This window comes from Leptospira stimsonii (genome assembly GCF_003545885.1).
Taxonomy (GTDB): Bacteria; Spirochaetota; Leptospiria; order Leptospirales; family Leptospiraceae; genus Leptospira; species Leptospira stimsonii.
Genome location: NZ_QHCT01000007.1, coordinates 22117 through 42687 on the forward strand (window position 1 = coordinate 22117; position 20571 = coordinate 42687).

21 protein-coding genes are annotated in these 20571 nt (G+C 44.0%); 15 read left to right on the forward strand and 6 right to left on the reverse strand.

All coding sequences use genetic code 11. The features are described from left to right. Positions 1-63 precede the first annotated feature (63 nt). The 3 genes from srp (at position 64) to DLM75_RS24145 (ending at position 2730) form a co-directional block, all read left to right on the forward strand. Positions 64-783, forward strand: a complete 720-nt coding sequence (srp, locus tag DLM75_RS19455) for a sigma factor SigX-regulated lipoprotein (protein WP_241547990.1) — start codon at positions 64-66, stop codon at positions 781-783. Positions 784-1002: 219 nt separating this feature from the next. After that, on the forward strand, positions 1003-2139 hold the full coding sequence (locus tag DLM75_RS19460; RefSeq protein WP_118970172.1) for a nitrilase-related carbon-nitrogen hydrolase: 1137 nt from the start codon (positions 1003-1005) through the stop codon (positions 2137-2139). A gap of 51 nt (positions 2140-2190) precedes the next feature. Beyond that, positions 2191-2730: a DUF773 domain-containing protein gene (locus DLM75_RS24145; RefSeq protein WP_147456670.1), complete on the forward strand. Its 540-nt coding sequence runs from the start codon at positions 2191-2193 to the stop codon at positions 2728-2730. An 86-nt stretch (positions 2731-2816) separates the two neighbouring features. Here the strand turns inward: DLM75_RS24145 and DLM75_RS19465 are convergent, their stop codons facing one another. Further along, positions 2817-3809, reverse strand: a complete 993-nt coding sequence (locus DLM75_RS19465) for an alpha/beta hydrolase (RefSeq protein ID WP_118970322.1) — start codon at positions 3807-3809, stop codon at positions 2817-2819. Positions 3810-4664: 855 nt separating this feature from the next. Here DLM75_RS19465 and DLM75_RS19475 point away from each other — a divergent pair. The 4 genes from DLM75_RS19475 to DLM75_RS19495 all read left to right on the forward strand — a co-directional run bounded on the left by DLM75_RS19475 (position 4665) and on the right by DLM75_RS19495 (position 7402). Beyond that, complete coding sequence (locus tag DLM75_RS19475; RefSeq protein WP_118970174.1) at positions 4665-5054, forward strand: hypothetical protein; 390 nt, start codon at positions 4665-4667, stop codon at positions 5052-5054. A 369-nt stretch (positions 5055-5423) separates the two neighbouring features. Further along, positions 5424-5984, forward strand: coding sequence for a DUF2878 family protein (locus DLM75_RS19485; protein WP_118970176.1), 561 nt, complete (start codon positions 5424-5426; stop codon positions 5982-5984). A 204-nt stretch (positions 5985-6188) separates the two neighbouring features. Next, on the forward strand, positions 6189-6986 hold the full coding sequence (locus tag DLM75_RS19490; protein WP_147456671.1) for a hypothetical protein: 798 nt from the start codon (positions 6189-6191) through the stop codon (positions 6984-6986). 224 nt (positions 6987-7210) lie between these two features. Next, positions 7211-7402 (forward strand): hypothetical protein, encoded by a 192-nt coding sequence (locus tag DLM75_RS19495; protein WP_118970178.1) that lies wholly within the window; start codon positions 7211-7213, stop codon positions 7400-7402. Between the two features lie 609 nt (positions 7403-8011). Here the strand turns inward: DLM75_RS19495 and thiL are convergent. Then, positions 8012-8935, reverse strand: coding sequence for a thiamine-phosphate kinase (thiL, locus tag DLM75_RS19510; protein ID WP_167731789.1), 924 nt, complete (start codon positions 8933-8935; stop codon positions 8012-8014). Between the two features lie 41 nt (positions 8936-8976). Between thiL and DLM75_RS19515 the strand changes: the two genes are divergently transcribed. The 7 genes from DLM75_RS19515 (at position 8977) to mpl17 (ending at position 16120) form a co-directional block, all read left to right on the forward strand. Then, positions 8977-9606: a YceI family protein gene (locus DLM75_RS19515; RefSeq protein ID WP_118970181.1), complete on the forward strand. Its 630-nt coding sequence runs from the start codon at positions 8977-8979 to the stop codon at positions 9604-9606. Between the two features lie 790 nt (positions 9607-10396). Continuing rightward, positions 10397-10846, forward strand: a complete 450-nt coding sequence (rplM, locus tag DLM75_RS19525) for a 50S ribosomal protein L13 (protein ID WP_118970183.1) — start codon at positions 10397-10399, stop codon at positions 10844-10846. A 16-nt stretch (positions 10847-10862) separates the two neighbouring features. After that, complete coding sequence (gene rpsI / locus DLM75_RS19530) at positions 10863-11264, forward strand: 30S ribosomal protein S9 (protein WP_118970184.1); 402 nt, start codon at positions 10863-10865, stop codon at positions 11262-11264. Between the two features lie 88 nt (positions 11265-11352). Next, on the forward strand, positions 11353-14118 hold the full coding sequence (gene alaS / locus DLM75_RS19535) for an alanine--tRNA ligase (protein WP_118970185.1): 2766 nt from the start codon (positions 11353-11355) through the stop codon (positions 14116-14118). Further along, positions 14115-14606, forward strand: a complete 492-nt coding sequence (locus tag DLM75_RS19540; RefSeq protein WP_118970186.1) for a YajQ family cyclic di-GMP-binding protein — start codon at positions 14115-14117, stop codon at positions 14604-14606. Before alaS ends, DLM75_RS19540 begins: the two co-directional genes overlap by 4 nt. Positions 14607-15028: 422 nt before the next feature. Continuing rightward, positions 15029-15598 (forward strand): Uma2 family endonuclease, encoded by a 570-nt coding sequence (locus DLM75_RS19545; RefSeq protein ID WP_118970187.1) that lies wholly within the window; start codon positions 15029-15031, stop codon positions 15596-15598. 126 nt (positions 15599-15724) lie between these two features. After that, the gene (gene mpl17 / locus DLM75_RS19550) at positions 15725-16120 is read left to right on the forward strand and encodes a cell surface protein MPL17 (RefSeq protein ID WP_118970324.1); all 396 of its coding nucleotides are present in this window, start codon (positions 15725-15727) and stop codon (positions 16118-16120) included. Positions 16121-16316: 196 nt separating this feature from the next. On the opposite strand, the gene DLM75_RS19555 is transcribed toward mpl17, so the two are convergent. The 4 genes from DLM75_RS19555 to DLM75_RS19570 all read right to left on the reverse strand — a co-directional run bounded on the left by DLM75_RS19555 (position 16317) and on the right by DLM75_RS19570 (position 18845). Next, on the reverse strand, positions 16317-16838 hold the full coding sequence (locus DLM75_RS19555) for a GNAT family N-acetyltransferase (RefSeq protein WP_118970188.1): 522 nt from the start codon (positions 16836-16838) through the stop codon (positions 16317-16319). Positions 16839-16921: 83 nt separating this feature from the next. Then, entirely contained in the window at positions 16922-17419 is a 498-nt protein-coding gene (locus DLM75_RS19560) for a hypothetical protein (protein ID WP_147456672.1), read from the reverse strand. A gap of 299 nt (positions 17420-17718) precedes the next feature. After that, the gene (locus DLM75_RS19565) at positions 17719-18144 is read right to left on the reverse strand and encodes a lipoprotein (protein ID WP_118970190.1); all 426 of its coding nucleotides are present in this window, start codon (positions 18142-18144) and stop codon (positions 17719-17721) included. Then, complete coding sequence (locus DLM75_RS19570) at positions 18141-18845, reverse strand: hypothetical protein (protein ID WP_118970191.1); 705 nt, start codon at positions 18843-18845, stop codon at positions 18141-18143. Before DLM75_RS19570 ends, DLM75_RS19565 begins: the two co-directional genes overlap by 4 nt. A 92-nt stretch (positions 18846-18937) precedes the next feature. On the opposite strand from DLM75_RS19570, the gene DLM75_RS25055 reads away from it, so the two are divergent. Continuing rightward, on the forward strand, positions 18938-20521 hold the full coding sequence (locus tag DLM75_RS25055) for a M16 family metallopeptidase (protein ID WP_118970192.1): 1584 nt from the start codon (positions 18938-18940) through the stop codon (positions 20519-20521). Positions 20522-20571 lie beyond the last annotated feature (50 nt).

Sequence of the window (20571 nt, forward strand, 5' to 3'; positions counted from 1 at the left end):
GTTTTTTGTCTCAGAATAAAAATCGAGATTCTATATTTATTCGTCCTTAAGGAGGATTAAAGTATGAATCGAAAGATTATAATTCTATCTCTGATGGTTCTTGCCCTATTGTCGAATTGCGGTGATAAGAATAACGATGATTCCAAAAATAACGCACTTCTACTGTTGGCTTTGGAAAATCAAAAAAAACCGGGAATCTCCGGTCTCTACGCTTCTTTGATGGCGTCGCGTAACGGTAATAACGGAGGAGCCGGTAATTATTCCAACGGCAGTGTGTCTCCCTTTTCAGTGATCACTCAGTCACAACCTTGTCCAAAGAGCGGGAGCGTCACCCTGTCTGGCGATGTGACTCAAGCCAACAACGGAAATCAATTCTCCGTCCAATACAATGACATCAAATTCACGTATGTGGCTTGTGCTCTTATGGCTCCTCAAATCGACTCCTCGAACGGAGGTTCTTCGGAAATGCTCATCGAAGGCGAAATTAAGCAAAACGGAAATACGACGATAACGCTCGATCCTAGCGCAACCCAAAGTTTAATGAAATATTCCGAGGACAGCGTTACGACTCTGACTTCCGATTCTTACACGGTAAACGGATATCTCTATCCTAAATTCGAAATTACCTTCACTACAAACGGATCCAAGACGACGATCGAAAATGCCGATGATATGGATAAGGCCGTTATTACCAGAGAAGAGACGGTTCGTGTCACGGGATCGATCGGGAATGAAAAGGTTGATACTACCTATAGTTACAAGTCTCAATTTAAGTTAAAATAATTTCTCCGGCGCCGGGGGCTTTCGTCCCTCGGTGCTCTTCATTTTCCTCTAACAAAATACCGCAAACGCGATCCTACAAGACGTTCCCTCGTTCTCCTTTACTGTCGATGTAAAGCACGGAATTTCGAAAACGAGAGCGAATCGAGTAAAGTGCGGAAGACTTATTTCGCGAAAAAATTGAGTTGAGTGAAACGGAAAATTCGATCGAAGTAGTCAACGATGATCCTCGCAAAACGAATTCTTCTTATATCCTCGATTCTTCTCTTCGCTTTGTATACGGTCTGGTCCAATGCCGGACGATCTCCTTCTTTTCCGTCGATTCAAACTCGCATGGAACGAACGTTAGTCGACGGAATCGATTCCGGAAAGGGAAATCTTTTAGGAATTCAGCCTTGGATGTTTTCGGAAGATTACGCAAGCGCCGATCGCTTCCGGGAAAAGATCGAATCCTATCTGCTGATCGCGAAAGAAAAAGGATTTCTCAATTCGAAAACAATCGTCCTTCTTCCGGAATATTTAGGAACTTGGCTCGTTGTTTCCGGCGAGAAAGAATCCGTCTTCCGTGCGGACAAAATGCAAACTGCAATGGAGAATCTCGTCTTCAGTAACGTTTTCTCCTTCGTTTGGAACTGGTTCCGGGCGAAAGGAGAGGACGGTGTTTCCGACGCAGTTTTTCGAATGAAATCGAAAGAGATGCTTTTCGCTTATCAAAACACCTTTTCCCAACTTTCCAAGAAATACTCGATCACGATCGTCGCGGGTTCCATTCTTCTTCCCGAACCTTTCGTCGAAAAGGGAGTTTTAAGAATCGGGGACGGCGCTTTACAAAATGGATCCTTCGTTTTTCTCCCCGACGGGAGCGTAGCGGAAAATTCTTCTCTTAAAATATTCCCTGTGGACGACGAGAAATCCTTTGTCCGAGCTTCCACCGTACAGGATCTGAGAACGATTTCCACTCCTGCCGGAAAGATCGGAATCTTAGTCTGCGCCGATTCCTGGTATCCGGAAGTCTACGATACATTCAGAAAACAGAATGTAACAATGATACTCGTTCCTTCGTTCGTGGCTCCCGACGGTGCAATGGATACGGTTTGGAAGGGGTATAACGGTTCCGAGAACCCTTCGGACGTTCAAAAAGGCGATCTCGGAAAGATAAAAGAGGGAGAAGCCTGGTTGAAATACGCTTTGGCGGGCAGAATTGCAAAGTCCGGAGCTTCATTCGGGATGAACGTATTCTTAAGGGGTGATCTCTGGGATCTGGGCTCGGACGGAGAAACCATCTTTGGGAAAGGTTCGGCGTTCAAGACATCTCCTCGAATTTTCGGTGCGAGCATCGTAAACCTTTGGTTGGATTGATTAGAAAAATTTATTTCTTGAAAACTCTTAAGAAAGAATTCTCTTTGTCGCATGTCTCATTCTAACTTTGAAGTATTCTCAGAAAACTTTATCAACAAACACAAACAAGCTTCCTTAGGAAAGTGGTTCGGTCTAGAATCCCTGAACTTAGACGGAAAGCCCTTCGGAGCTTTCTTTCAAGGGGAACTTGTTTTAAAACTCGGCGCGGAGAAAATCTCCGAGATCATCGAGCGTTATCCAGGCGCGAAACTTTTCGATCCTTCCGGTCGGGGAAGGGCGATGAAGGATTGGCTTCAGATTCCGATCGAATTTCAAGAAGACTGGGATTCTCTTTCGGAGAGCGCGATTCTTTTTGCTCTTGCCAATCTTGGACCCGCACCAAAAAAAGCGGCCGTGAAGAAGTCAGCGAAGAAGAAAGCTCCTGCAAAGAAAAAGAGCGCGCCTAAGAAAAAAGCGGCTAAAGCCAAAAAGGCGGCGGTGAAAAAGGCGAAACCGAAACCGAAAACAAAGGTGAAACCGAAGACGAAGAAAAAGGTCGTTAAGAAAAAAGCGCCTAAGAAAAAGGCAATCGCGAAAAAGCGTAAGAAATAACCCTCAAACGTTTGTAAGCCTCGGGATAATTTCCCGGAGGTTTACAAACATCGATTCGTAAATCGGAATCTACCCTTCCATTTCGATTATTTTATTTCCGGTATAACGGTTCGGATAAAGCCCTCCGATTCTTTGATAATTCTTTCCTTATCACTTACCATAAATTTGGAGAAGAGGACGTGGTCTCCGATTTCCAAACGAACCGCCTTATTCAACGGACTCGCTTTCCCGTTTTTCTGAATCTTATCAAACGCGTTTAACATCGATTTAACGGAAGCGGATTTGTCCTGTTCTTGGTCGTTCTTAAAATAATAGAACATCAATACGGGAGAGGTAATTTTCGAAAAAGGGTCGGAATTCAAAACGAATTCCCTCAAGTCGGAAACGTTCTGAACGGCCGCGAGATATTGGTCACGATACCAAAACGCGCTCGAAGGATCCCTCTTTTGTTCTTCCGTCGATTTGCGAATCTTTCCAAGAACCAGATGACCGAATTCCTTGCCCCAAGAGAATTCATAGAGGCCTCCCAGAGGATTTGTAAAATCATAAAAGGGAGAAGCCAAAATCAAAACCTGCACTTTCTCCGGATATTTAGCCGCGAGATAGGTCGCGATCAAACCGCCCATGCTCGTTCCGATCAGGATCGTTTTTTTTCCGAGTTTTTCCGTTTCTAAAAAAGCGGTCTCCGCATCCTGAAGAATCTGATCAAAGCGTGTGTCCCTATGATCCTCTATGTTGGTTCCATGTCCCGGAAGACGAAGATAATAGAGATTCGTTTTTAAGTCTTTTGCGAGTTTGTCCGTTACTTCTTCCCCTTCGGCTCGGGACGCTCCAAAGCCGTGAATGTAAAGAATCGCCGCTTCCGTTTTCCCAGAAGAATATCGAACCAGCTTCTCTTCGTTTCCCGGTCTCCCTTTTTTGGAGAGGCTGATCTGAAGTTTTTCCTTATAATACGCGTCGAAATCGGAGTGCAACTGTGTCGGTTTGTATTCGTATTTTGGAACCTCTGCGTAAAAGGTAATTACCAGGAAAAGGGCGAACGCTCCCAATATTCCAAGTCCCCACTTAAGTATCTTCATCACCATATCCTCTCTTTGAATGGAACAATAGAACCGATCGGATTCTTCTCTGCAATTAAAATATAGTAGAATCGGAACGAACGGACCCTTCCTTTGTTCCTTGCATTGGAGATTGATCGCTCCGTCGCGTTCTTATACGTCAATGGGTGATTAAAAAAAGTTTCTTTGATCGGCGCGTTCCCATTCGTCTTGATCTTGATAATCCCGAAGCTTTCGAAAAGACTATGATTCTTTCGGAACCGATTGTGCGAAACATTCACCGGGTCCATCAGCGTCCCTTCGAAGGGCTCCCAGGATACGATCTTCCCGGTTCGAATCGAGACTCTCTCCAAAAAAAATCGATCTCGGACCGCTCGGGTTCGGATCCGGCGAACACCACTGTCCATATCCTTTATTGTCCTTGAGGAAGGGAGTTGAAAAGGTTTTCGAAATCGAACCCAAAGGGAAGTTTCCGTTTCACTGAAGGAGAATGGATTTACTCGAATTGGAAGACCATCCGATCGACATGAAACCGGAAAAATATTCTCTCGGGATTTGATGAACCTTTCCGATTCGCTTTTAGAGTTTAAGAACGTTGAACCACTTCCGTTGAAGCGAATCGAAGGGACTCTCTGAGAATTCTTTTCGAAAATCCGTTTCAAGAATGAGCGCTGTTTTTTGAGATTCGAAATTCTTACTCGACCCGAAGGGCTCTCTTGTATTTCGAGAAGCTTGTATCGAAGCGGGTCCATCGCAATTAACCTAAGAAACGACCGACAAATGTAGGATTGGAAATTCGCTACAATCAAAACTTTTTGGATTGGGAAATAAGTTCTTGAATGATTCTTTTTGAACCCTATTGGAATTTGTAAAAATATGAATCCATCATTCGTAAATCTTAGGTTATTCGGTTATGGAATCCTTGTATGGCTGATTCCATTTTTTCTTGCGATCCCTTTGTTTCAACTGATAGGAACACACAGGATCGTATTCAAATCCGTTATGGGTTTTCTATTGGTCTTGACGGTCGTCGTCTTTTGGAACCTATATCTGAAAAAAATTCGGACGGATTTTTTTAAACATTCGTACTATGCGAGTGTCGTATGGTTGGCACTGAGTATTGTTCCGGACCTATTCGCCTTTCTTCTAGGATTCAAAATGGATGCGGTGACTTACTTTACGGAAATTGCAATCAGCTATCTCGCGATTCCGACGATTCTCATCGGGAGCGCTTGGCTTTTGGAAAGGAAGTTGGCGGAAAAATAACATCGGATCCTAAAGCGGGAATCATTCTCTCCTCTCGAATTTTTGTTTGATACGCGCCTCCTTTTCTTGGTTCGTATTTCGAGTTTGGATCGATCCGTGACGCTCCTTTCCTTTTTACGCTTCCGTGCCCGAATTTACAAATCGGATCTCTTCTTAGGGAAAGACCATGAGAAGAGATCGTCTCGAGTTCAGCCGAAGATCCGTGCGTCGAATGAGAATCTTTTCCTGCGCTCAAAAACAAATTTCCGTAAATCAAGAAAAGGGGAGAACGTCACTCTCCGGAATTGGTTGCCTGGAGTATCAATCCAGAAAGAATCGGTCGCAAAAAAGAAAACCTAAATCAAAACGTTGGAATCGAGGAAGAATCCCATGTCATCTTTGAAGCTGAAAATTTTAGAACACCCCGGCAAACTTTTCGTCGTGCTCGTATTAGGCGGAATCGGACTCGCTCTATGCGATCAAATCCACGTACAATACGGCGTACTAAAATACGTTCATAACGGTCCTTGGGGACAGGCCTGGTGGGTCGCTCCTCAGTTCATACTTGCGACTTTTTTTATGTATATAGGCGCGCTCTTGTTTCGAAAAGAGATCGGCGCATTCAAAGGAAAAGAATTTTCCATTTCGGTTCTATGGTTTGTCGCGGCATACTTCGCAAGCGGACTTTTCGCCGTCTGGCCGTATTCATTAGCGACGAGTTATTTCCTTTTTTGGGTTATAAGAATCTATTTCAATGAGGAAAAACTTCAGCTGGCTCTTTTCTCCGTAGTTCTTGCCGTTTCGGGAACGCTGATGGAAGGTTTGATATCCAGGGCGGGACTCTTTGTCTATACACAACCCGATTATCTTTTGGTACCGGTTTGGCTTCCCGGCTTATATCTACACGGAGCGCCGCTCATTTGGAGTCTCGTGTCCTGGATTCGCAAATGAATTGTTAAGCGAAAGAGTGAGTTCTTATATCCTTTCCAAATCAGGATACGGACATTCGAATGGTAAATTACGAATCAAATCCGATTCTTTTTTGAATAATTTTGAATAGAAAACAAATTCAAATCTTTGCATGTAAATTATATTATTCTTGTCTTATGTATTTCCTAATTCTTACTAGCTTGAAAAAGGCGGTCAGTAAGAGAAATGAAAACTCTAAAAATACTTTTAATCATGGTCATCGGCCTAATTGCTTTGGAAATCGTAGCGGAAGATAAATCGGATCGACCGAGCGGTAGTTATGAAAACAGCAACTGGTCGATCCAGTATGGATTCGGAGCGGGGACGGCGAAATACTCCATTCCTTCGCAAGACTCGAGTGGGGCACTTTTTCCCTTACTTTTGGCTTCTCCTTCCTCGGGATCTTCTAACAATCTGCTTCTTCCTTTGTTGTTATCTTCCAGTTCTTCGAAGGAAAGTTATTCAGGATCCACGTATCACGGAAGATTTCTTGCGGAATATTTGCCGGGACATGTCGGCTTTTTGTTCGGAATGTCGAATACGGTATTCGATCTAAAGCTGAAACAAAGCGGTGCGGATCAACTCATTCCCTTGTTGACCATACAGGCGCTTCTTACGCCGACTTCCGGTTCCTCTTCATCCTCGTCTAGTTCCCTTTTATTCCTCTTGCCTCTTTTGTCCGCCGGAGGAGCCGACGCGAAGATCCAAGATAGCATAACGTATTTCGATTTCGGACCTACCTTTCACGCTCGTCCTCGCAAGACATTCGATCCGTATTTTGCGCTGGGACTTGGGGCGGGAAGTTGTTCCGGGAATTGCTACTCTTACAGAGGATTCGCCAAATTAGGATTAAGGGTGAATTTCGGTGGAGGTTATATCTTCTTAGAAGCCGAACAATCGCAAGCGGAAGTTCGTATCGGAAAAGTTTCGTCCGATCCGATTCAGAATCAACTTGGAATCTTTGGTTTCGGTTTGTATCTCTAAGATAAGATTTTCTACGGATTCCCTTTGGAAGAATATTCCATTTTTCTAAAGGGAATTCCTCATTCGATAGGTCCGTCTTCCCTGGAGAAGGAAACCTCGCGGGCATCAAATAAATTCATTTACAGTCTACTCCTTACAGCTGAATGACATGGGATTGGCCGTTCAAACCGAAGGCCGCCTAATTTCGATCAGGCGACAATCGGATTTGGGTTGGAATTACGAACTTGAATCCAAAGTTTCTTTTTCCTCGCGCAAAAGAAAGCGCTGGATTCGCGCAAAGCGTACGGACCGGGATCGACAACGCAGGGACCGGAACTGAAACTTGGTCGAAGGATACAAACACTTGGCTCGCTTTCGAGAGCACATCGGCAACCGGATCCAAAGGAATCGCGCGCGACGAACGTGGAAGGTTTTGATGATAGCACGGCAAGAGTTGTGACAACGCAAATGAAATTTACTGCGTAGAACAAAGATTTAAGAAGAATTCTGTATTGCCTAGATTTAGTTGTAAAACCGTTTTAACGGAACAAAAGCGAAAAGCACTCATAGAATGGGGCTTACTTAAAGTATATTCAATCATCAGTATGTTTTGATTTGTTTTCTAAAGACGGGTTCAACAATGAAAGATATGATAAAATTCTAAGGTTCCAAATCGGTTCAAAATTTCGGCTTTTTTTTACCGATGACTCCTTTTAAAATGAAAAGAAAAGAGTCGGAATGAAACTTGTTTGAAAACACTCTCGGAATCAAAACGATTTCAGAAGAAGAATCGTTTTGAAAAGGAAAAAGAAACAAGAGTTTACATAGAAAATTCTGAACAAAGAAAAAGTTTAGTCGATTCTTGAAATTCAAGCCGGAAGAATTTTTGAAATTCCGCAGAGGTAAATTGAAAAAACGGATTCGTTTTCAATGGAGAAAGATGATTCCGCTCCTTGAAAACAAAAGGAACCTTAATCCGAGTGAAATTTTGAAAAAAAATACAAAAAGAAAAATCGGAAACCTGTGTTTGAGAAGAGGAAACGTTTCTAAAAATGTTTGAAACCGGAATCTTCGAATTGAATTTCAGAACCCTTCTCGAAGTAACGAACTCCTTTCCAGTCGGAGGTTGCTTTTCCGATCTTCGAAATAGAAATTCCGCATAACGTGTTCGGGAGTTCTTGTGAAGAAAGGAAAAGAAGTTCCAATTCTTCTCCCGAGCCGAGCGCTTCCTCCATTCTCAAGAACGCAGACGAACCCGACGGAAGCGGAATCCTTTCCAAGAAAATTTCCAGACCGATCTCGGAAGAAGCGGAAAGTTTTGGGAGGTCTTGGAGGAGGCCATCGGTGAGATCCATACAAGAAGAAAGAGAAAACTGTTTTGAGAGTTCCTTCGCGATTTCCAGACGAGCTCTCGGAGTCAGATGTTTTTCCAACGCCAAACTTCGAAGAGGTTCGGGCACGTGCGCTTGTTCGCTAAGAATTTTATAACCGAGTTGAGAGAGTCCGACGGAACCTGTGAGATAGAGAAAATCACCCTTCTTTCCTCCGGAACGTTTCCAAGGAATTGTAGAAGTTCCTACCAAGGTAAGAGTGAGATTGAGAGAAGGGGAACGATACGTGTCTCCTCCGCAAAGTGTGATTCCATAGGAAGAAAGAGTTGTGCCGAGTGATTGCGAGAAGGGAAGAATCCATTCTTCTTTTGAGAATTCTGCGCTGAGCCCGAGGTTTAAGAATGCTTTTGTGGGAACTCCACCTCCGGCGGCGATGTCCGAAACGTTGACTTCTACGAGTTTTCGAGCGATTTCTCGAGGGCCGCTCCATTCGGTTCGAAAATGAGTTCCTTCACAGATCGTGTCCGTAGTGTAGATCCGACCTTCTCCGTCCAGATAACAGTCGTCAGTTTGTAAAGATCCGGGCGGGTAGAGCGCGCGGATGATTTCCGATTCTTTCAAATTCGACTTTTCCTTCAAAAACCTTGACTTTCTTTGATTTCGAATCAGTCTGAGAGACTATGAAACGAATCATTCTATTCTATTCTTTGATCCTCCTTCCATTTGTCGCCGGATTTTCCGAAGAAGCGACCAAAAACAAAAACTGTTCCTACTCTTACGATCATTCTTCGACGAAGTTCGGTTGGAAGGCGTTTAAGTTTACGGAGAAGACCGGGGTCGGCGGTTCTTTCGAAAAGATTGAAGTGGACGGAACTTCGTCCGGGAAGTCTCCGGAAAAAGCTTTGAAGGGACTCAAATTTACGATCGATCCGAACACAATCAATTCTTCGAATAACGAGAGGGACGCAAAGATCAAGTCTGCTTTCTTTTATCCTCTGAAGAAAAACGGAAAAATCGAAGGAAAGGTATTATCTGTCGAGTTGAATTCCGAGAAGAAAGCGGGGAAGGGAGTGATACAACTTCAGTTCAACGGGATTACGAAGAAAATCGACGTGAACTTCTCCATCTCGGAAGAATCGCAGATCGAAGCAACGAGCAAAATCGAACTCGGAGATTTCAAGGCTCTTACTTCGGTGGAGGCCCTGAACCAAGTCTGCAACGACCTTCACAAAGGAAAGGACGGAATTTCGAAACTCTGGCCGGACGTGGATCTAACGATCTCAACAAAACTCAAGAGCGAATGTAAGTAAAAAAAAGTTTGGGTGGCTCCCGCGTTTTGTTCTACGGTAAATTTAGAGTTTTTGAATGAACCCGCGGGACCGGGCTGTGCCGCGCTTCGGCTATCGCCTTCGGTCGGCTCTCTTCGCGAGCCGACTGCTTCGCACGCTCTCATCCCTGCCACTGCGCCCCTTAGGAAGCAGTGGCACTGAGTTCAGCGAACGTAATTGAGCGGCCACTGCGCCCGATCAAAAACAGTCTGGACACTTGACTGTCCCTCGCTCCGAAAATCTTCCCTCCCTGGGAACACAGTTCCGACTGTTTCAAAGTTGGTCTTCCGATTTCAAAAAATTCTCGAACGGAGTCCTCCGAAAGAAGGAGTTCCTACTTTTAGAAACGTAGGAAGGATCTCACTCAATCGTTGAAACCCCCAATCGTCGTGGGAACTCCCCGGTTTTTGAGCTCAGAAATTTCTCCTTTTCGAAAAGTAGGAACTCACACTTTCTTCCGAGGTTTTCTGAGAAGAATATTTCTCTTTCGAAAAGTTTCCGCGATCGCGATTGAAGCGGAAATTCCGAAGGAATTGGAGCGAAAAGCGCAGTCGCGAGCCTTTTTGTAAAAACGGATCTGCGAGCGAATCGCCCCGCGTCTAAAAAGAAAGCTCCTTGTTCTCAAGGTGAGAGGGAAAAAGTAGGAACTCACACAAATCCGCGAGGGACGGAAGACCTTTCTTTTCTAAAACGGCTCCTTTCCGGTACTTTGGCTCTTTTTTCTTGACTTTGGGGGTCAAAGCGAAAATCTGGCACCTATAGGACGATTTTCATGTCAGTATTATCAAAAGCACATAAAACTCCTTCTCTTACGAAAGAAAACGCCGTCAAAGGCTGGTTCGTAGTGGATGCGGAAGGAAAAACGCTCGGAAGACTTGTTTCCGGGATTGCCGCCAGACTTCGCGGAAAACACAAAGCAACTTTTACTCCGAACCAAGATTGTGGAGACAACATCATTGTTATCAATGCTTCTAAAGTGAAAGTAACTGGTAACAAAGAAACTCAGAAAAAGTATTATCATCACTCTCGTTATCCAGGTGGGATGACTGAAACTACTTTCAAAGATCTCATTGCAAAACAGCCCGAAAAAATTATCTATGAGGCTGTAAAGGGTATGCTTCCTAAGAGCAAACTCGGAGATAAAATGCTCACCCACTGCAAAATTTTTCCGGGTGCGGAACACAATCTCCAGGCTCAAAAGCCTGTGAAACTCGAATTCTAAGGAGACCGATTTAAGAATGGCACCCGCAGTAAAAGAAATCTGGGCAGTAGGAAGAAGAAAAACCTCCGTTGCACGTGTGAAAATCAAAGAAGGTTCCGGTAAAATCACCGTAAACCACAAAGATATCAAAGAATATCTTCAAAACCGCAAATCTATCATCGACGAAGCGATTCGCCCTCTGACTCTTCTGAACGTTACCGATAAGTATGATCTTAACCTAAACGTTTCCGGCGGTGGAATCACAGGCCAAGTCGGCGCAATTCGTCACGCACTCGCAAGAGCGATCTGCAGAATCAAACCGGAGTTCCGTCCAGCCGTTAAAAAAGAAGGATTCCTGACTCGGGATCCAAGAATGGTGGAAAGAAAGAAATACGGTCTTCACAAAGCGAGAAGAGGAACACAGTTCTCCAAACGTTAAGTTTCTTTTTTCATTTCATTTCGTTTTTTGAAATGCCTGAATCTCTTTCGTCCGAGAGCTTCAGGCATTTTTTGATTTTAGAGGTATCATGAAACGCCAATCCGTAGCGGAAATCCGCGAAATCTTTTTAAACTACTTCAAAGACAAGTCTCACAGCGTAGTTCCGTCTTCTTCCCTTCTTCCCGCAGGTGATCCCACGCTTCTCTTCACGACCGCAGGGATGGTTCAGTTCAAACCTTTCTTCACCGGAGCCGTAGAACTTCCCTACACCAGAGCGACCTCTTGTCAAAAATGTCTCAGAACGACCGACCTCGAAGTTGTAGGAAGAACCGAAAGACATTGTACCTTCTTCGAGATGCTCGGAAATTTCAGCTTCGGAGATTATTTCAAAGAAGAAGCGATTGAATACGCGCTGGATTGTTCGGTCAATCATTTGGGTTTCGATAAGGAAAAAATCTGGGTTACCGTTTACACCGACGACGACGAGGCCGAAAAAATCTGGTTGGGAAAAGGAATTCCTAAAGAACGCATAACGCGTCTCGGAAAAAAGGACAATTTCTGGGGACCTGCCGGAGACAGCGGCGCTTGCGGACCTTGTTCCGAACTCTATCTCGACCGTGGAGTGGAGAAGGGCGGACCGGATTGTGCGACCAGCGGAACCTGCAAACCAGGATGCGACTGCGATCGTTTTTTAGAATTTTGGAATATAGTCTTCAATCAATTCAACCAGGACACCGAAGGGAATCTTCACCCTCTCAAACAAACCGGGATCGATACCGGCTCCGGACTCGAACGTGTCGCGTTGTTATTACAAAACGTGGATTCTGTCTACGATACGGACGAACTTCGGAAGATCATTTCCTTTTACGAAGAATTATCCGGTCTCAAATATTCTTCCGAAAACAAAACTCCCTTTCGAGTCGTGACCGATCATATTCGCTCGGTTCTCTTTTCAATCGGGGATGGAATCTATCCGGATCGAACCGGAAGAGGATACGTGATTCGCCGTTTGATCCGTCGAGCTACGCTCTTCGGAAGAAAGTTGAATTTCAACGAACCCTTTCTCTACAAACTCGTGGACAAGGTCATCGAAATCTATCAAGGCCGTTATCCCGAACTTGCGAAGAACGCGGCCTCGCTGAAAAAAACGATTCTCGCTGAAGAGGAACTCTTTCACAAAACTCTGGAACTTGGTCTCGAGAAGATAGAAACTCTCGTTCAAAAAACGAAATCTTCCGGTCACGCGGTCTTTTCCGGTGCGGACGCATTCTTACTTTATGGAACGTACGGTTTTCCTGCGGAGATGACCGAAGAAATCGTTGCGGAACACGACCTCTCCTTCGACAAAAAAGGCTTTCAAGAAGAATTGGAAAAGGACAGGCAATTCTCCAGAGAATCCTGGAAGGTCCACAAGGTTTCTTTGATGACCGGACTCAACGTCGAAAAGACCGAGTTTTTAGGTTATTCTTCTCTATTCGAAAAAGGGAATATTGCACATTTATTCTTTGATCATAAACCGACTTCCGTTCTCAAAGAAGGTCAGGCGGGCGCGATCGTTTTAAACAAAACGCCTTTTTATCCGGAAGGTGGGGGGCAAGTCGGCGACACCGGATTCTTACGAAACGGAAAGAACGTCTTCAAGGTTCTCGACACACAAAAAGAAAACGACGTCATTATCCACTTCGGAGAAGTCTTGAGCGGAGAATTCTCCACAGGCCAGGATCTGAATGCGGAAGTGGAGCCGCTTCGAAGAGAAAGGCTTCGCTTTCATCACTCGGGGACTCACCTCTTAAACGGTGCGCTCCGAAACTTACTCGGCGATCACGTCCTTCAAAAAGGTTCGATCGTTTCTCCGGAATATCTTCGTTTTGATTTTTCTCATCCTTCCGCTCTGACTCACGAAGAAATTCGCAAGATAGAATCCTGGGTCAACGAATCGATTCGTAAAGACTTCGGAGTTGAAACCAAAGAACTCGCGATCGACGACGCTAAAAAGACCGGCGCCGTCGCGACCTTCGGAGAAAAATACGGAGACAAGGTAAGAGTCGTTCAGATGGGAGACGCTTCCGTAGAATTCTGCGGAGGAACTCACGTTACACATACCGGAGAAATCGGATTCTTCTTTATCAAAAAAGAATCTTCTCCGGGGGCCGGAAACCGTCGTATCGAAGGGGTCTGCGGACCAGCGGTCATCGAGACGTTCCAAAATCGTTTCGCCGAACTCACCGAAGCCGTTCAAAACCTAAATCTAAAAATCAAATCGGAGTTAGGCGAAGAAGGAAAGAATCTTTGGATCACCAGTGAAATTCCGGGTCCGACGGAGATCCGCGAAAAATTTGAAAGAGAAGGCGCCACCGCAGTCACTTTTTTCCGAGACCTTTCCGAAACGATCGCACAGAAGATAGAAGAGAATACTTCTCTTTTTCTAAAAGCTAAGAAATCCTTCGAGTCCAGAGACTTTGAAAACAATGCTTCCGTCATCGAATCCGTCTTTGCTTCCGCAACCGATACGGGCGCCGGGAAAATTCTTTCCGCAATCTTCGAAGACAAGGATCCAAGTTCTCTCAAAGGACTTTCCGATAATCTCAAGGTCAGGGAAAAAAATCTCCTCGTGATCCTTGGAAGTAAAACTTCGGAAAGCGCGAGCGTTGTGATCACCTGTTCTCCCGAGTTGACTTCCAAGGGAATTCATTGTGGGAATCTCGTAAAGGCCGCTTGCGCGGCGTTAGGCGGTAAAGGCGGTGGTAAGCCGGACATGGCTCAGGGTGGTGGAAAGGATATTCAGAATCTGGATTCTGCGATTTCCGCCGCGGTCAAAGAAGCAAAACAAATCTTAAGTGGAGAAAGAATATGAGCGATCCATCCTTCGACGTAGTTTCCGAAATCAGCAGACCCGAACTGATCAACGCGGTCACACAGGCTCTCGGAGAAATCAAAACACGTTTTGATTTTAAGGGTTCCAAATCCGATATCCAACTCGAAGAAGAACAACTGATTCTTACTTCCGATAACGAAGGAAAACTCGAAAGTGTCATCGACGTTTTGGTTTCCAAGATGGCGAAACGCGGAATCGGTCTGAAGAATTTCGATTTCAAATCCAAGATAGAACCTGCGACCGGCGGAACCGTTCGTATGAAAGTCAAAATCCGAAAAGGAATGGAAAAGGAACAGACAAAGGAAGTCACGAGGTTGATCAAGGATTCCAAACTCAAGGTCAACGTGACCATCATGGGAGAATCGGTTCGTGTCGTCGGAAAGAAAAAAGACGATCTTCAAGAAGTGATTCATCTTTTAAAAACTTCCGATCTTCCCTTCGACGTTCAATTTACGAACTACAAATAAAATCGTTTCACCGAGGTTTGTTCTCGAACATTCCTCGTGTGATCTTTTCCTCGATTCTTATAAAATCAAAACCCTCGTCGTTTGTTCGGTTAGACTTTCCACCTTTTCAATCCATTCTTTTGAAGTCCGAGTTCGATCCAAATCTCGGAAAGAGGGGAATCGTATCCCACGTTTTGTTTTGGAGAATTCTTTTTCAGACTTCCTTCAAAAAACGAATGAGAATATTTCCATTCGAAGCCTTCTCGCTAAAAACTCGGGAAAGGCGAGAATCGAAAGAAAAGCGAATTTCAGAGAAACTTCTATTCCGACCAAACTCATTCCGAGATTCGGTTGACATTGGATTGCGAAGGATACAAAATCTGATTTCAAAAAGAGGTTGAACTGTTCCGGTTTCAAACCCAATCTAAGAATGAGTTCTCACTATGCCAATGACCGAAATCAAAACGGATAAAGATCTCGCCAAACTTCCGGAAGGAACCTTGGCGGAGCTTTTGGATGGTGAAATATTTATGGTTCCAGCTCCGATTCCCGAGCATCAAAGAATTTCTAGAAAACTTCTGATCGTCCTTTCAGAATACGTCGAGTTGAACTCACTCGGAGAATGTTTTGATTCTCTCATCGATGTTTTGTTAGACGAACACAACGTCGTTCAACCCGACCTGATTTTTATATCAAAGGAACGAAGTTCTATCATCCAAAGAACTCGTGTGGAAGGTGCTCCCGATTGGGTGGCGGAGATTCTCTCCGAAGGGAACGCGTATCACGATCTAAAGACGAAGAAGAAACTCTACGAAAAACACGGAGTCAAGGAATACTGGATTTTAGATCCGATGGAAAGATCGATCGAGATTTTTTCCAATGGAGAATCCGGTTTTAAATTGTGCGCGTCGGCGACTTCCGGTTCGATTTCCTCCCTTCTTTTTCGGGACTTTTCCGTGGATTTGGAAAGAATCTTCGGAAAACCGGATTCGATCAGCCAATTTCAAATCTAAAACAACTCGAAATCCAGGGATTCCTTAAGAAATGAATGCGAGAATTTTCTGAGTCGTATGTCTAATCGGAAAGGATCGAAGAATTCTTTTCTTAAACTTATCCTTAGGAACATTGGTCAAACTAGTATGAAAAAGTTAATTCTCGTCAGCGTTCTCGTAAGTTGTATTTCTTTTGGAGTTTTTGCCGAAGAAGAAAGTCCGGTAAAATTCAAACTGGAAAAGAGTTTTGGAAATTCTTATCTCTTAAAGATTGTCCACCCATCCAATTATGGAATTCAAAAGGACGCTCCTCACAAGATTCTTCTCAACGCCGGAAAAGGTGTTAAAGTCGAAAAGGCGGATCTCACCGTCAAAGGGAAGACCTCTGAAAAGAAAAAGGAATATCTGGCATCGGTCGATCCGATTCAACTGACGGTAACTGGAAAAGGAGATCTGGAAATTCATGGAAAGATCTACTATTGCAACTTCGATAAGAATATTTGTATTCCCGGAAAAATCCAACAAGTAGAAGTGATTCAGTAATCCTTTTGCAGAAACAGGTTTCGCATTCTTTCGAAAATTGTTGCGACGGTATCCAGCGTTTACTGCGAAGCCGGATCGAATCGGCTCTTTGATTTCTTTTCGAAATCCGATCCTATTGTTTTCGTAGATTGATTCCGAGGAGATAACTCATCTCCTTGGAAATTTTGGTCCGTTTCCTTTTGAAACGGAACGAAAATTAGCTTTTTCTAAAATTCCATTTTTCGTATGTGATTTCATATTCGTAGTAGGGTTTTCCGTCCCTATCCAGAGAACGGATTCTTTCCCCTCCCAATTTTTCCACCGCTTTCTGAGATCGTTTGTTATCGACTCCGATATGAAAGAGGACGGATCGGATTCCATTTTGAAAGCTGTGATTTAAGAGTAGGGATTTCATCGCCCGATTGAAGGCTCCACCCCAATATTCCTTGGCCAGAAACGTGTATCCGATCGCAATCGAACGTGAGGGAAGATCGAGGTCGTAATACCGCGTGTTTCCGATCAATCGACCGGTGTTGTAATCGATCACGACAAAGCCGCTTTTCCATTCCACTGCTTCCCGAAAATAGGGAGTAAAATTCTCCTTGAGATACCGGTCTCGGCTCGGGTGTTGCTCCCAAATGGAAGGATCCGATGCTACTTGAAAGAGTTCTTCAAAGTCGCTTTCTGTGATCGGTCTGAGGGTGATCAAATCGTCTTTTAGGATCGGTTGTAAGTCCATATGTACAATCTCAAATCCAGGGATCTCATTTCGACAATTCTCGTCAATAGGGATCGAATTCTACTCAGGATTTTGGTTCGTCTTTAAAATACGGCACAATCCTTTTCGATTGCATTCCCGGAAATTCCGTCCAGAAGATAACACCGATTCGGATCCAAGGTGAATTCGTTTCGAACGATCACTCCGTCACGAATTGATTTTGAAAAATCGAATGCCGCTTGATCCAGTAACATTCCTTCCGAGTCGCTTTTGATTTTGTAAATTCCCGAAGTCGGTCGAATTCCGAATCGATTTGACGTTTCTCCGGCATTGAGCGTAAATTCATTTTCTTGAATTTGAATTTGGAAATTTCCCCGATTCGTTGGTGATTGGATTCTCAGATTTTTGGAATTCGAAATCAATTGTATGAGTACACTTTCGGAGGCGGAAGGTTCTCCACAATCGTCTCGGTCAATCCCGATACGTGGGGAATTGTGGTGCAATTCTGCGTAACAATTGCAATCCGATTTGCAATGAATCGAAATCGTAATCGATACCCAAAGTAAAACCTTTCCAAGACGATCGATATTTTTTTCTCTCATGACAATAGTAGAGAATTGTTTAGAAGTTAAATCGGTCACCAAAAATTCGCTGTGAATGTTTAGAAAAGGAGTTCCTGATTCGATCGACGATCGGATGATTAGGGAAACATAAAATTCTTATGCAACCCCTTAGGATGAGTTCAAATGTGAGTTGCGAACAAAAGAGAAGGGTGCCGATTCCCATTTTTCTAATCGATCAAACGAAGAAAAAAATCGTTCTTACTTGGATAGGATTCGGTGAAAAGAGTCCCCAGGTCGGACTTAGAAGTCCGACAACGCGAGTAACGTTTCGATAAAAATTATCGTTTCAAAGAGGATCTTAAACCCGGAGAGTTGACCTGAAATAGAAAGTAAGTTTTTCCTTGAATTGCTCCGGATGACTTTACGATTTTTCCTTTTGTCTCAACCAGTTCTTTGATTACGATCTTATCAGAAGAACGAAACGTTTCTCCTTTTTCCGCGATCAACAGATTGATCGCCCTCTTGCGAGCGAGTTCTTGCGCGTTTTCCTGACTCCCTTCCAAGGAGGAGATGACGACTTGAAACGTGTCACCGTTGACAAAACCTTCTGCGGCTTTAATATATTCATCGGCGGTGTTGGAGTTGGATTCTTCTTGAACGGTCGTAGTGGATTCTTCTTTTCCGTTTTCAACGGGTTTTTTGGCCCCGGAAGAACAATCGATGAGGACGAAGATAGATAGGATACAGAAAATAACAATTCTCATGGCGGAGCCTCCGGCGTTTCTTTTTTAGAGATCGGTTGAATTCCCTTTCGTATAACGTTCGCATACAAATCTTTTTGAATATTTCTATAAATGAAAGTACAATTCGCAGGGTCACTGTAGTCTTCCCGAAAAAGAAACATGGAATTCAAAAACCAGGCGAAGGCTCCTCGATAGACTAACACGTCTTGGTTTAATTGTTTTGCTTTTTCTTTCTCTCGTTCCGCGGCTTTCGGATCGGGAATCGCAGAGGTGGTCGAAACACCCGTAGAAGGACCGTACGGATTGGAAGACTGGGTCGTGTTCGTCGACGTACCGGAGACGGCGACTCCGCCGGGAGTGGAACTAACGGATGTAGTATTCGTAATCTGGGTGGGGAGCGCGGGGTTCGTATTGTTGTTCGCAAGATCCGGTTTGATCACACCGAAAAGCCGATCGCTCTCTCTGATTTCAGTGATCAGAATCGAAACCGCCATCTCGTCCCTTTTGGTTTCCGCGATCTTTCTACACTGGTTTCTCAATTCTTGAATTCCAACGTCCTTGGAAGGAAGAGGGACTTTGACAAGAATCTGAAAAAATTCTCGGGAAATAAAACCGGTGTCTCTTACGTTTTCTAAAACTTTCTGTCTGTATTCCGGATCGGCGGGAACGCAGGAAAAAAAGAATAGAATCGCGATTCCTAAAAACGAATGATAAGGACGCATGAGACAAACATTTCCAAATCGAAAGTAAAAGGAAGCAGGATTTTTTTGGTGAACTTCTGGACACCAGGTCCCAAAGAGGAAAGACTGTAAGCATGCGTTTTATTAAACCGATTCTTAAACCTCGTTTGATTTTTGGAATCTGTCTCCTTCTTTCCTTTGCGTCCTTGTCCGCGGACGGTTCGATTTTTTCCGGTCTGAAAAAGACTTTAGAAGAAAAAACAAGAACCTTTCAAATGGAAAACGGACTGAGAGTTCTGATGATGAAGCGGGAAGATTCTCCCACGATTGCGGTCTACTCCAAATTTTTAGTCGGCTCCGCGGATGAAACCCCGGAGATCGCGGGCACGGCGCATCTTTTGGAACACATGCTCTTCAAAGGTACGAAAAATATCGGAACCACAAACTACGAAAAAGAAAAACCGTATTTGGATCAAATCGCCGTTTGGGGAAAACGTCTGGATTCTCTTCGTATCCAAGAACTCGAGATGAAATCGAGAGGCGAAGAGCCTTCGGCTGAATTTAAGAATCAAATCGAAACCTTACGAAATCGTTTCAACGTTCTTTTGGAATTACATCGTAAGTTCGTCGTCTCCAACGAAGACAATTATATTTATTCTCGAAACGGAGGAGTAGGCTTCAACGCGTACACTTCGAACGACGTTACGAATTATCAGATTCTTCTTCCCGCAAACCGTTTGGAAATTTGGGCCAAACTCGAATCAGATCGACTCAAAAATCCTATATTAAGAGAATATTATACGGAAAGAGAAGTTGTCTTAGAAGAAAGAAGGATGCGTGTAGAAAATCGAGGCATGGGAATTCTTCGTGAAAAATACATGGACGCCGCGTTTCCGAACGATCATCCGTATCGAATGCCTGTCATCGGTTACGAAAAAAATCTCGGATTCTTAGATCTCGAAAAGACCCAAAACTTTTTTAAGAATTATTACGATCCTCAGAGAATGGTCATCGCCGTCGTAGGATCTTTGGACTTCGAAAAGACCGAAGCAATTCTTCGTAATTACTTCGGAGATTTAAAAAAAGGAAAACCGGTTCCTTTGAAAAAAGTTTCCGAAGCCGGATTTGCGGGACCCAAGTTCGTTTCCGTAACGCACCCGAGCAATCCATCAAAAATTATCGGATTCAATAAACCGACATTCCCTCATCCGGACGACTCGGTCTTCGGTATCATCGACACGCTTCTCGCCGATGGAGAATCGGGTCGTCTTTTTAAAAGATTGGTTTTAGAGGAACAGATCGCACAAGGAGTTTCCTGCTGGAACGGAGATCCTGGCGACAGGCTTTCCAATCTTTTTTCGATCTACATCACGAACAACCAAAACGCGGATCAAAGAAAAGTGGAGAATCTGGTTCAAGAAGAATTGGATCGTTTGAAAACGGAGCCCATCACCGAAGACGAACTCTTTCGTATCAAAAATCAAATCCTCGGAAGTTATCTGAGAGGATTGGACGACAACGGAAAACTCGCCGATGTTTTATCCCTTTTTCAACTTCTCTACGGAGATTGGAAGGAACTCTTAAGAGGATACGAAGAATTGGACGCGGTCACTCCCGAGGACGTGCAAAGAGTCGCGCGTAAGTATTTCGTTCTCGAAAACAGAACGATCGCCGATCTCAATCCACCGGTCAAAGAAACAAAAATTTCGGGAAAATAGGACTCGAACGAAAACAAATTCATGAAACCTTATATTCAAAAAATCTATTT